Genomic DNA, 14,144 nt, shown 5'->3' on the forward strand with positions numbered 1-14,144 from the left:
AATCAATAATTATAGGGATAGGTTTAAGCCTAAAACATAAGTACGTGGTCTTGGATAAAAGTTGTTATCAATACCACCGTTTACTTCAGGATCTAAACCTTTATACTTGGTAATGATAAATACGTTTTGAACATTGGCGCTCAAACGAAGGTTGCCTCTGCTACCAAATATTTTACCAAAGTTGTAACCAATATTAGCGTTGTCCATTCTTATGAAAGAACCGTTTTGAACGTAGTAGTCAGATAAAGCATTTTTATCGTTAGTACCGCTAAGGCCGCTTTCCAATAAATTGGTTGATGCGTTATTGAGGATACCAATTGGGTTAAGTACACTCACTTTGGTACCCGAGCCTGAGAAAACGTTATTGTAAACGTAATTACCCACACTTGCTCTTGCCACAAAACCAGCCGACCATTTTTTGTAACTAACACTTGATGTTAATCCAAAATAACCTTTAGGATCGGGGCTTTTGTAATGATAAAGATCCTGGCCGTTTATTACGCCATCGCCATTACGGTCAACATAAACACCATCAAGCGGTTTGCCATTGGCACCGTACACCTGTTGGTACACGTAAAATGAATTACGTGCATAACCTACCGACTGAATTTGGATATTGTTACCTGTTCCGCCAGAAATGCCACCTGTTGGGCTACCAGCATAATTAGGATCGTTTGAAATGGTAAGCTTGGTTATTTTGTTGGTATTGTAAGTGGCGTTAAATGCAACGTTCCAAACAACATCTTTGGTTCTTACCACATCTGAGCTGATGTTAAATTCAACACCGCTGCTTTTTGCATCGCCTATGTTGGCTACAATTTCGTTAGAAAAGTTAGTACCTGCCGGTTGCGAAATGTTATTTAACAGATGTGTTGTTTTACGGTTAAAGTAATCAATACTACCGGTAATCCTGCCGTTTAAGAAACCGTAATCTAAGCCGATATTGGCAGCTGCGGTTTGTTCCCAGGTTCTGTTATAATAATAACCTCCCGGGCGGTATAAATTGTAAAATGTATTACCGAATTGATACTGCGCAGTACTGTTGCTCAGGTTGTAGTAGGAAATATAATCATAGTTTCCTATACCTTCCTGCTGGCCGGTAACACCATAACCTAAACGTAGTTTTAAATCAGATAAGACTTCTGAATTTTTAAGGAAAGGTTCTTCCTTAATTTTCCAGGCAAAGGCCGCTGATGGGAAGGTACCAAATTGTTTATCGGGGTTAAACCTTGATGAACCATCGCGGCGTACCGTTCCTGTTAAAATATATTTATCTTCAAACACATAGTTTACACGGCCATAAACAGATATTAGCCTGTTTTCTGGCTTATCGTAAGGATAAGTAGGGGAGGTTACTACTGTTTTATCAAAAGTATAATCGTTATAGTTATAGTTGGTGATTAAAAAGTCCTGGTAAGAGTAACCCGCTACTGCGTCAATGTGGCTGGAAATGTTTTTGAAGTCTTTAGCGTAGCTTAAAAATCCTTCAAAAATTTTATTTGACTGTGTTTGTTTATAAATGTTGTTGGTGCCGCCATGGAATTTCCCTTGCGCATCTTTAAAGCGGTTATAACCATTGGCTGCGCTATCAGGGATAATGGTATGCCCGTCGCCTTTTGAAATATCGTAACCTACGTTAACGTTGGCATGTAATTCTGGTAAAAAGTGAAATTTATAATCCAGTTGTAAGTTTCCAATGCTCCTGTAAACCTTACTGCGGTTATCTTGTTGTTCAAGTAAACCAAGTGGGTTTAAACCAGCTAATGAACGCAAGCCCGAGGTTGAAGAAGGGTCGAGCCATTCATAATAACCACCAAAACGTTTACTGCCCGAATAAATAGGTTTTGTAGGATCAAAGCTTACTGCTGCGCCCACGGCACCTTCATTTGCAAACCTTTGTTTTACTTGCGAACCTTTTAAATTTAAATTGATTTTTAAGTGATTGGTAAATAAGGTTGGGTTAAGGTTGATAGCTCCCGTTAAACGCTCCAAAGAACTTGTTTTTAATATACCATCCTGGTCAAGGTAACCAAACGAAACGCGATAAGGTAAAACCTTGGTGCTGCCAGACAAGCTTATGTTGTTATCGGTTGAAAGCGCTGTTTGGTAGATCTGTTTTTGCCAATCGGTATTTGCTGTACCTAACTGTGCCTGTTGTGCAGTTGTTCCGTTTGCCTTTACATAAGCTCTAAGCTGGTCGGCGGTTAATACGCTTGCTTCTTTTACCAGTTTGGCTACAGAAAACTGTGAACTGAAGTCAATAGTAGGTTTACCGCTTGCGCCTTTTTTCGTGGTAATCAGTATTACACCGTTTGATGCCCTGTTACCATAAATTGCCGCTGCAGAAGCGTCTTTCAAGATCGAAAAAGATTCGATATCGTTAGGGTTAATAAGGCTTAACGGGTTGGCCGCGCCAGAAATGCCGCTGTTACTTACAGGTACGCCATCAATAACAATAAGAGGATCGTTGCTGGCGCTTAGTGAAGCGCCACCACGAATACGGATTGTACTGCCGGAACCCGGCGCACCGCTGTTTGATACTACAGAAACACCTGCAACTTTACCTGCAATCAACTGCTCCGGCGTAGTGATAACGCCTTTTTGGAAGTCTTTTGAGGTTACATTGGCAATAGAGCCCGAAAGGTCTTTTTTCTTCTGTGTTCCGTAACCAATAACAACTACTTCATTCAGGCTTTTGCTTTCGGGCTGAAGACTAAAGTCAACAACGGTAACAGTATTTGTAACGGTAACAGCTTTCTTTAAAGGTACGTATCCTATAAACTTTGCAGTTACGGTAACGTTCCCGGTCCTTACGCCAGTAATAGAAAAGTTACCATTTGTATCAGTAGTGGACCCTACTGTAGTACCATCAATTGTTACGGAAGCGCCCGGTAGGGGCTGGTTTGTTTCGTCTAATACCTTACCTTTAATGCTTCCGGTTTGGGCAAATGCCATCACTGACATCATTAGGAAAGCACAAAGAAGAACGTACTTTTTTGAGTAATTTTTTCTCATTTACTTTTTGGGTTTGTGTGAATAAAAAAGGCTTAATTAGCCGGTATTAATTGGTCTTGTATTTTTGCTTTAACAGCACGTGACTAATTTACATTTAGAAATAATAAATGCAAATTTTATATAAAAGATAATTTTGACTAAAATATTTAAGGTATAGTTAACTTTAACGAAACGTAAGTGGGATGGATAATTTTAACATTTTTTCGCTTTTTTATGGCAAAATTTGCAAATTGACAAAGATTTGCATCGTTCTAAGTGTCAGAATTACACAATAGATAATTTTACTAATATGTAACGATTTTCCGGGAACGTTCCCGGAAAATAACTGTTTAACAAACAATTAATAATGATAAAAAAAATATTTTTCTGCGCGTTTTGGGTTTTTAGCCAAAGTTTTTTACTTTTTGGCCAGGTAAAAATCACCTTTAAATCGGGCAAAACCGCGCCCTTAAAATCAGCCTCAGAACACCTGTTTTTGGCCGGTAACTTTAACAACTGGAATCCAGCCGATGTTGCATGGCAAATGCAGCCCGATGGCAACGAAGGGTACCAACTTTTAAAGGATTTGCCTAAGGGAGTTTACAACTACAAAATAACCCGTGGTAGCTGGGATGCTGTTGAATGTACAACCACGGGTGGCAGCGTTGATAACCGCACGCTCACCCTCGTAAATGATACTACTGTTAATTTTGATGTTGCAGGCTGGCAGGACAATTTTGCAACCGCAGAAAAGAAACATACTGTCAGCGCCCAGGTGCATGTCATTAGCGATCGATTTGAGATGCCGCAATTGGGCAGGCAACGCAGGGTTTGGATCTATTTACCTGCAGATTATGGATCGTCAAAGAATAAATACCCGGTAATATATATGCACGACGGGCAAAACCTGTTTGATGACTATAGCAGTGGCTATGGCGAGTGGGGGATAGATGAGTTTTTAGACAAGGTTACCACAGCTAAAGAATGTATAGTTGTAGGGATAGATCACGGCGGCAATGAACGAATTGCGGAATACGATCCATATGATTCTAAATACGCTAAAGGACGAGGCGTTGATTATACCGCATTTTTGGTAAAAACGTTAAAGCCTTACATTGATGTAAATTACCGCACAAAAAAGGAAGCTAAATATACTACTATAGCGGGCAGTTCAACGGGAGGGCTAATATCAATGTATGCTGCGATAAAGTATCCTGATGTTTTTGGTAACGCGGGAATCTTTTCGCCGGCTTTTTGGATAGCGCCCGAAATATATAAACTTGCTAAACAAACCTCGCTCAATAAAAAATCCCGGTTTTACTTTGTATGTGGCGATGCCGAAAGCGACCTGATGGTAAGTGATATGAAAAAGATGGCCGACCTTATTCGGGAGAAAGGAATCAAGCCCGAAAATTCACCGGTAACCGTTATAAAAGGAGCCAGCCACAACGAAAAGCAATGGAATGCCGATTGGCCCGGTTTTTATAGTTGGTTGATGACGAATTAAGCCGCTTTTATGTTGGCGTGTAGGAGGGTGAAAGTGGGTAATATCGAGTTATTGATACCTGAAATTCACCTTTAAATTTGTCTTATATTTGACCGGTTGATTTCACACTGACAAATTTTTGCTTGAAACATTTAGAGATTAAAGAGCTGGTATCATTCATCCATAATAACGATGAAGAGGCGTTTAATAAACTCTATAAATTGCTGGTGAAAAAACTGGTGCAGTTTGCTTTTTCGTTCCTGGACGACAGGGCGATATGTGAGGAAATTGTGAACGATATATTTGTGAATCTGTGGCTTAACCGGCACAAACTCAATGTGGTTTATAACCCTAAGGTTTATTTATATGTGAGCGTTAAAAACGCCTGCCTTAACTACAACCGCGGCAACAATACCTTCGAAAAGCGAAAGGAAGAATTATCCGAGATCCACTACGAGATCCAATCACCCGATCCTTCACAATTGCTTATCGGGAAGGAACTAACCGCCCGTATCCTTAATGCTGTTAACGGCCTGCCCCCGCGTTGTAAGCTGGTCTTTAAAATGGTGAAAGAGGATGATCTTTCCTGCAATGAGGTGGCTGATATATTAGGTCTTTCCAATAAAACCGTGTTCGGGCAGCTTCGTATCGCGCTTGAAAAATTGGATGAAGCCCTGGTTTCCAGGTAGCATATAACCAGCTTTTTCATCCGCCCGAAAAAATATTTTAATTTCTTTTGAGAAAAACGATTGTTTGTTGTGTCCTTATGGTATTAACAACCCAATACCCTACATGAGCAAATCCAGATTTATTGACCTTATGGTTAAAAGCATGGGCAAAGCGGCAACCGAAGCCGAGCTGGCCGAACTGGAGCTATTTCTGGAAAAATTTCCCGATTACAAAAGACTACATCAATTAACTGATGAGCTAAAGAGTGATATCCCCGCCACAGGCCCTGTAGCCGAAGAGGAGCTAAACAAGAATTTAGACAACATCTGGACGAAGATCAAGGCTGCCGACGACGCGGTTGATGAACAACCTGAACCAAAAGTGATCACTGGTTTCAGGTGGGGCTGGGCTGCCGCTGCCGCGGCGGTGCTGCTATTCGCGTTTGCAGGCGTGTTTTATACCTTGAGTAAAAAAACGCCGCCGCAATTGGTAAGTGTGTTAATGCAGCAGATCAAGGTTCCGTTAGGCACCACCCGCCACCTGGTTTTAGGCGATGGTACTAAGGTTACCTTAAATGCCGGCAGTACATTTACCTATCCCGATAATTTTGACAAAGCAACACGCGATGTAAGCCTTGCCGGCGAAGGTTTTTTTGAAGTGACAAAGAACCCTAAGCGCCCGTTTTTAGTGCATACCAATAAATTTACCGTTAGGGTTTTGGGTACTGTATTTAATGTTAAGGCCTACAACAACGATAAAACCACCGAAACCACCTTACTGCAAGGGAAAGTGCAGGTACAGCTTACCAACAGTCCCGAGAAAACCATCATTTTGGTGCCTAACGAAAAATTGATAGTGGTTAACCAGCCTGCAAAAGCCGCAGCTGCAAATAACTCTAAGCAGGGTAAAATTGAATACCAGGTAGCGGCCCTTCCCGATGTTAAACCCGAAGAAGTTAAGGAAACAGCGTGGCTTGATAAACGAATTTTGTTTACCAACGACCCTTTTGAAGACGTTGCCAAACAAATAGAACGCAAGTATAACGTGCAGGTGGTGTTTGAAAGTGCCGATTTAAAAAACGAGCAGATAAGTGGTTTACTTGATAAGGAAAGCCTGCAAACGGCCATGCAGATCATGGTGCAAACAACACCTTTTAAATATAGGTTTGAAGGCAATGTATTATACCTGTCCCGTAAATAGAATTAACAACTTAATTAACCCTAAATAACAGCTTATGATTTTAAACAATTACTTACCAGATTCTTGAAAATCAATATTATATAACAAAGGAAGAGCTGCAAACTCTTCCCTGTAAAAATAGGATTTATCAATCGGAGTAAGCTACTTTCCAAGGGCCGCTTACTCTATCCATTAATTTTCAAAACAAATGTAATGAAAAAAACAAGAACGGCATTTGCTCGTCCTGGTGCCTCTTTATGCCTTAAAGTTGTCTTGCTCATGAAAGCAATTTTCTTTATCATCCTGGTTTCGTGTTTGCAGGTTTCGGCCAGCGTTTACTCGCAGCAAAAATTTACGCTTAGCATTAAACAAACGGATGTTAGCAGTATTCTTACTAAAATTCAAAAACAAAGCGATTATCGTTTCTTTTACAACTATGCCTCTATTAAAAAGCTGGGCAAGGTTAACCTTGATGTAAAAGACGCAACCATTGAGCAGGTGCTTGCCGAGCTTATGGATAATAAGCTGCCCTATAAAATGGGCGAAGATCACGTAGTGATCATATCTACCCCAGATAATGCTAATGCGCTGTTATTAGTAAAAGGTAAAGTTGTTGATGCCAAAGGCGAAGCGCTTATTGGTGTAAACATTAGGCTGCAAGGAACAAACCTTGGGGTTACAACCGATATCAATGGCAACTTTGTGATTAACGCGCCGGTTAACGGCGTGTTGGAGTTTAGCTATATCGGCTTCGAAAAAAAGGTGGTTACGGTAACTGGTGATGCGCCTTTAGCTATCACCCTTACGGCCCTGCCATCGGCTTTAACCGAGGTGGTGGTAGTTGGTTATGGTACCAGTAAAAAAATAGATGTAACCGGTGCTGTAGCCAGCGTTAAAGGTGCTGATATTCAAAACCTGCCGGTAGCATCTGCTGCACAGGCTTTGGATGGCCGTGCAAGCGGCGTTAGCATTGTGCGTAATGATGGTTCGCCGGGTGCTGCACCAAGTATCCGTATCCGCGGTACAGGTACCGTGAATGATGCCAACCCACTAATAGTAATTGATGGGGTGCCAACCAGTAACCCTGATGCTTTGAGCGACATTAACCCTAATGACATTGCCTCTGTCGACATCTTGAAAGATGCGTCGTCAAGTGCTATTTACGGTACCCGCGCTGCAAATGGCGTAGTATTGGTAACTACCAAAAGAGGTACCTATAACCAAAAGCTGGCCACATCGGTTAACTTTTACAACGGCTTTTCAAATACAACCAAATACATTGATGTATTAACCGCGCCCGATTTATATAAATTGAAAAGAGAGCGTTATACCAATGATGGTATTGATATTGTAGCGCCATGGAACGATACCTATTACGCCACCCAAAGAACCGACTGGCAGCGCGCCATTATGGGAACCGGCCACGTAACCAACGGCGATGTTAGCATACAGGGCGGCAATGATCAATCAAACTACTATTTTTCAAGTTCTATTTATAATGAGGACGGCATCATTGATAAAAGTAATTTTAAGCGTTACAGCACCCGCATTAATTCCGAGCATAAAATCACATCATGGTTAAAACTGGGCGAAAACATCCAGTTATCATACGGTAACCAAAACGGGTTTGATAACAACAACTCGCAAACGGGTTTAATATTCTCGGCTTTGCGTTTTAACCCGGCTATCCCTTTGGTTAATCCGGATGGTACTTATGGAACAGCAAAGGGCAACTCGCAGTTAGGTGATATCAATAGCCCTTACGCTACTATTCAGGAAACTGATAAATACACCAAAAAATATCGTGCCCTTGCTAATGCATTTGCCGAGATCTCTTTTTTAAAGGAATTGAAATTACGTGTAAACTACGCGTTTGATGGTTCGTTGATCCGCAATTATAATTTTAGCATTGCCGATGTTAACCAGGTAAGGCCAAATCCAACATCAACTTTAACCCAATCAGAAGAGGAAGTTTCTTCACAACTGTTGGAGTCATTTCTTACTTATGATAAAGTATTTGGCAAAAGCCATATTACTTTTACAGGGGGGTACTCCTACCAAAGCTTTAATGATTTTGGGTTTAACGCATCACGCATAGGGTATAACGATACAGCCACCGATCAAAGGGTACTTAACACAGGAAACCTACAGTATAATTCCAATATACTGGTTCAGCCAAGTTCACTTCAATCGGGTTTTGCAAGGTTGTTCTATGATTTCGATAGCCGTTTTTTAGCTACCGTTACTTTTCGTGCAGATGGTTCCTCAAAATTTCTGCCGGGTAAACAATGGGGTTACTTTCCCGCCTTTTCTGTGGGATGGAGATTATCTAATGAGGAATTTGTTAAAAATATCAGCTGGATAAGCAATCTTAAACTAACCGGTGGTTACGGCGAATTGGGTAACCAGAATGTTAAGCCTTATCAGTATTTGAGTTTAATTACCATAGGTAGTACATATGAAAACAATGGTTATGTATTTGGCGGTACTGGTGTAAGTGGTGCCGCGGTTGCTACGGTTGCAAATAAGGATATCACCTGGGAACGCGCTGCCATGACCAACATTACTCTCGATGCAGGCTTTTTAAATAACCAGTTGAGTACAACCATCACCTGGTTTAATAAAAACACCAAGGATATGTTGATCTCGCCTCCGCTGGTAAGTACCTACGGTTCGGTATCTATCCCAAATCAAAATATCGGCACTATGAATAATAAAGGTGTGGAGCTTGATTTGAACTACCAGGGCGGCGATAAAGTAAAATACGCTGTGGGAGCAAACGCATCGTTCATAAAAAATAAAGTAACCCAGCTTAATGGTGTGGGTACCTTTATCCAGTCTACGTTCTACGGTCGTTCAAACCAGGAAATTTCAAGAACCTACCAGGGCCAGCCAATTGCTTCTTTCTACGGATGGAAAACTAATGGCTTGTATCAAACCCAGGCAGATATCGACGCCGATCCGGGATTGAAAAATGATCCAAATAAAGCAAACATCCGCCCCGGCGATGTGCGTTTCCGCGATTTAAACGGTGATGGATTGATTGACGGTAATGACCGTACTACCCTTGGCAGCCCTAACCCTAATGTTACTGCCGGTTTACAGGGAAGTATCTCATACAAAGGTTTTGACCTGGCTTTAAGCTTTACCGGCGTATTTGGAGTAAGTCTTTATAACGCCGATAGGATGCAGGGTTTAGATCCAACTTATCCGTTTAACCTGTATGCCGAAGATTTAAAACGTTGGACAGGCCCGGGTACAAGCAATTCTATCCCAAGATTATCGCTCGATCCTACAAACAATAACTACCGCACATCAGACCTGTTTGTTGAAAGCGGCAATTATGTGAGTCTTAAAAATGCCACCTTAGGCTATAACCTGCCGCTTAGCTGGACTAAAAAGGCCGCGCTTAAAGGGGTAAGGTTATATGCATCGGGCCAGAATTTGTTTTACATAACCAAATATAAAGGCTACACGCCCGAACTTGGTTATACCAATGGCAACTTACAGCGTGGGGTTGACGTGGCTCAGTACCCATCTGTTAGGACAATCACTTTTGGTTTAACTGTTAAACTGTAAAAGATCATGAAATCAAAAATATCATTATATATTGGTGTAGGTTTGTTGTTGTTCGGTAGCGCCTGCAAAAAGGCGCTCGATTTAAAACAGCAGGGCGTTTATACATCTGACAACTACTTCCGTAACGAAACCGACGCGGTAACCGCGGTGAGCGGTATTTATAGCCTTTTAGAGGAAGAAGATTACATTGGCCATGCCGAGTGTACTTTTGATACCCCATCTGATGATTACTGGCGCTCTGGCGACCACGGCGAGGACGAAGCTATTGAAAACTTAACCTACGATGCTTCAAACGCAGCTATAAGGTACCCCTACAAATGGAGATACGAAGAAATTAACCGCTCAACCAACTGTATCATCAACATTCCTAAAATAACCGCTATATCTGCCGATGTTAAGAACCGCAGCATGGGCGAGGCTTATTTTTTAAGGGCATTTGGTTACTGGCGCATGATGCTTATTCATGGCGATGCCCCAATTATTACCGAGGATGATTATGCCAAGCAATTATTTAACGTTCCCAAATCGCCTATCGAAGAGGTACGTAAACAAATTGAATCGGACCTTTTAAAAGCGGTCGACCTGCTGCCCGAAAGCTATCTCAGTACCGGTCCTGATCGTGGGCGTGTAAGCAAAGGTACGGCACTTGGCTTGCTAACTAAACTGTACATGTACTGGGAAAAATTGCCTCAAGCTATTGCTACCGGGCAAAAAGTGATCTCGAACCCGGCATATGCATTGGCAGCCAATTACGCCGATAACTTTACCCGGGCTAATGAAAACAGCACCGAGTTATTATTTTCAATACAAGCATTACAAAGTGTGGTTCAAAACGATTTTACAGTGTATTATATACCTCGTTCATGGCAGGGTTACGGCTTTAGCCAGCCATTGCAAGGTTTGGCCAATGAGTTTGAAGCCAATGATACCCGTAAAGCAGCAACCTTGCTAAGCGTAGGTGATAAAGTTGACCTTGGCGATGGTAAAGGGTTGACCACCTTCACCGCCGATCTATCGGCTACGGGTTTTGCTTTTAAAAAGTACGCGGTGTTCAATACTACTGCAGCCGGTGGTGGAGTAGATCATTCGTTTGCTGTACCGTTGATGCGTTCGGCAGATATTTACCTATTGGTGGCCGAGGCTTTGATTCGTACACAAGGTGCAGGCGCGGGCGACGCGTTGATCAACCAGATCCGTCACCGGGCTTCACCTTTGTTAAAACCGGTTGTTGGTGCAGGTATGACACAACTGATCCACGAACGCCGTGTTGAACTGGCCGGTGAAGGCGAGCGTCACCAGGACCTAATGCGTTGGGATAAAGACAAAATTGTTGATATAGCTGCTATATACGCGCTGCCGGTTTCAAAGGCACCAATTGATCAGTCGAAAACAGTAACCTTCCAACGCCCTAAAAATTATTACTTCCCGCTGCCACAGGTGGAAATTGATAAGAGTAAAGGTGTGCTGGTACAAAACCCTAATTTTTAACAATAAATAAATAATTTGCCGGCAACCGAATAACCTCTATTAAAAAATAGTCTATTTGGTTTGCCGGCTTTTATATTTATTATGTCATTGCGAGTTTTGAAATCCGGCGGACAGTGAAGATGGATATGACGATTAAAAGCGAGGGCGTGTGCGAATCCCCTCTTGAGAGGGGCGGAGGGGTGTGTTGTGCATGCGATAAAACGTGGGCTAAACACACCCCTGCCATCGCTCGCTCCGGCGCGCCCCATCTCAAGAGGGGATTTTAAAAGCAACCATTCAAAGAATCCGTCTTGTGTAGGAACGAAGCAATCTCGTAACTATGCTTGTTCGCCCTGTAGGACTACGAGATTGCCGCGCTTCGCTCGCAATGACATAATTTTATGATACGTAATGCATAAGGTGAAACACATGCAACAACGTTTTTAATTTTTAAATAATTCCAAAGCAGATAATACATTGATGAGAAAGTGGTTGTTTATTTTTATGGTAGCGGCGTTTGGCTTAAAGGCAAATGCGCAGGTTGATCAGCAGGCTTCAATAAGCTTTATAAACCGGGTAATACCGGGTAAGGCCGGGGCTTTTGTAATTGAAGCTATCCCGCAGGAAAACGGTAAAGATGTTTTTGAGCTGAGCAGCAAGGATGGGAAGATCATTCTGAGAGGCAACAATGGCCTTTCCATTTCATCGGCACTAAATTATTACTTGAAGACCTATTGCCTTTGCGATATTGGCTGGAATGGTACCAACTTAAACCTGCCCGTCACCTTACCCATGGTAAACGGCACTATTCATAAAAATACGCCCTATCAATATCGGTATTACCTTAACTATTGCACCTTTAACTACACCATGGCCTGGTGGGACTGGGACCGCTGGCAAAAAGAGATTGACTGGATGGCCCTTAACGGCATTAACCTGCCCCTGGCCATTACCGGCGAAGAAGCGATTTGGCAGGACGTATACAAAGAGATGGGCTTTACCGATAAGCAACTGGATGAGTTTTTTAGCGGTCCGGCTTATTTTTCATGGTTTTGGATGGGGAATATAGATGCATGGGGTGGTCCGCTGCCACAGCATTGGAAAGATAGCCATAAGGAGTTGCAGAAAAAGATATTGGAGCGCGAACGTTCATTCGGGATGACGCCGGTATTATCCTCATTTACCGGCCACGTACCACCATCATTTAAAGATAAGTTCCCGGGCGCTAAGGTTAAAAAAACCAACTGGGATGCCGGTTTTCCTGATGTGTACATTCTTGACCCCGATGACCCGATGTTTGAAACCATTGGCAAAAAATATATTGAAGCGCAAACCAAAGTTTTTAGTACCGATCACCTGTACTCGGCCGATACTTTTAATGAAAACGTGCCGCCAACAAACGACTCAACCTATTTAGATGGCATGAGTAAAAAAGTGTTTAACTCCATGGCCGCTGCCGACCCGAAAGCTATTTGGGTAATGCAGGGCTGGATGTTTCATTACAATAACAAATTCTGGCAGCCGCAGCAGATCAAGGCGCTGTTAAACGCGGTACCTAATGAGCAAATGATTGTGCTTGACCTGTACAGCGATGCCCACCCGGTTTGGAACCGTACCGAGGCGTATTACGGCAAACCCTGGATTTGGAGTATGCTGCAAAACTTTGGCGGTAACATCGCATTGTTTGGTCGCATGCGCCACGTAGCCGCCGATCCGGCGATTGCCCTGCATGATCCCGAATCAAAAAATATGCGCGGTATAGGCGTTACTCCTGAAGGTATTGAACAAAATCCGGCCTTATTTGCGCTGATGCTGGAAAACGTATGGCGCGATACCCCTATAGATGCTGATGCCTGGGTGGCCAATTATGCTCACCGCCGCTATGCTGCCGATAATCAAAACGCGAAAGCGGCCTGGAACATACTGCTGAACACGGTTTACGCCGGCGGCCTTACCGAAGGCGGACAGGAATCGATCATTGTAGCAAGGCCAACGTTCCAAAAATCTATCGACAGGGTATTAACCAAACTGGACTATAATCCCGCGAAACTGGTTAAAGCCTGGGGCCTGCTCATCAATGCTGCCGATAGCCTGAAACAAAGCGACGGTTTTAATTACGATATAGTTGATGTTACCCGCCAGGTGTTAGCTAACTATGCCAATCCGCTGCAGCAAAAAATGACAGATGCCTATCGGCGTAAAGATTTACAGCAGTTTAAATTATATAGCAGTCAATTTTTGGAGTTGATGGATGATATGGACGCCCTGCTAAGTACCCGAAAGGATTTTTTATTGGGTAAATGGATTAACGAGGCAAGGGCCAACGGCATTACCGAAAAAGAAAAGAACCTGTACGAGTTTAATGCCCGCGACCTGGTTACCCTTTGGGGCGATAAAGAAAGTGGCTTACGTGAGTACTCCAACCGCCAATGGGCAGGCTTGATCAAGGGATACTACAAGCCACGTTGGGAGCTGTTTGTTAACCAAGTAGGCAAAGCCATGGCCGCTGGTAGTGAGTTTGATGCGCAGGCTTTTGATAAACAGGTAAAAGACTGGGAGTGGACCTGGGTAAACAAACACGATAATGCCTACACAGATGCCGCCAAAGGCGATGCCATTGAAAAGGCAAAGCAACTGTTTGTGAAGTATAATGGAGTGATTTTGGAGGCGTATAAGTAGGAAAAAAAGCGATGGTATGTGCGAATCCCCTCTTGAGAGGGGCGGAGGGGTGTGTTTTACGTGCGGAGTAGAACGCTGGCAAACACACCCC

At 42.8% G+C, this 14,144-nt stretch carries 7 protein-coding genes; 6 read left to right on the forward strand and 1 reads right to left on the reverse strand.

The annotated features are described in order from the left end of the window. Positions 1–9: 9 nt before the first annotated feature. Complete coding sequence (locus tag FHS10_RS10745; RefSeq protein ID WP_259090325.1) at positions 10–2,955, reverse strand: SusC/RagA family TonB-linked outer membrane protein; 2,946 nt, start codon at positions 2,953–2,955, stop codon at positions 10–12. Between the two features lie 406 nt (positions 2,956–3,361). Here FHS10_RS10745 and FHS10_RS10750 point away from each other — a divergent pair, with 406 nt between their 5' ends. The 6 genes from FHS10_RS10750 (at position 3,362) to FHS10_RS10775 (ending at position 14,053) form a co-directional block, all read left to right on the forward strand. Continuing rightward, positions 3,362–4,501 carry an alpha/beta hydrolase-fold protein gene (locus tag FHS10_RS10750; protein WP_259090333.1) on the forward strand — a complete coding sequence of 380 codons (1,140 nt, stop codon included), beginning with the start codon at positions 3,362–3,364 and terminating at the stop codon, positions 4,499–4,501. A gap of 122 nt (positions 4,502–4,623) precedes the next feature. Next, positions 4,624–5,169: an RNA polymerase sigma-70 factor gene (locus tag FHS10_RS10755; RefSeq protein WP_259090346.1), complete on the forward strand. Its 546-nt coding sequence runs from the start codon at positions 4,624–4,626 to the stop codon at positions 5,167–5,169. 103 nt (positions 5,170–5,272) lie between these two features. Further along, positions 5,273–6,349, forward strand: a complete 1,077-nt coding sequence (locus FHS10_RS10760) for a FecR family protein (RefSeq protein ID WP_259090358.1) — start codon at positions 5,273–5,275, stop codon at positions 6,347–6,349. Positions 6,350–6,607: 258 nt separating this feature from the next. After that, entirely contained in the window at positions 6,608–9,907 is a 3,300-nt protein-coding gene (locus FHS10_RS10765) for a TonB-dependent receptor (protein ID WP_259090363.1), read from the forward strand. 6 nt (positions 9,908–9,913) lie between these two features. Next, the gene (locus tag FHS10_RS10770) at positions 9,914–11,395 is read left to right on the forward strand and encodes a RagB/SusD family nutrient uptake outer membrane protein (protein ID WP_259090365.1); all 1,482 of its coding nucleotides are present in this window, start codon (positions 9,914–9,916) and stop codon (positions 11,393–11,395) included. A 459-nt stretch (positions 11,396–11,854) separates the two neighbouring features. Further along, entirely contained in the window at positions 11,855–14,053 is a 2,199-nt protein-coding gene (locus tag FHS10_RS10775) for an alpha-N-acetylglucosaminidase (RefSeq protein WP_259090368.1), read from the forward strand. Positions 14,054–14,144 lie beyond the last annotated feature (91 nt).

It is taken from the genome of Mucilaginibacter dorajii, assembly GCF_024808255.1.
Classification (GTDB): domain Bacteria; phylum Bacteroidota; class Bacteroidia; order Sphingobacteriales; family Sphingobacteriaceae; genus Mucilaginibacter; species Mucilaginibacter dorajii.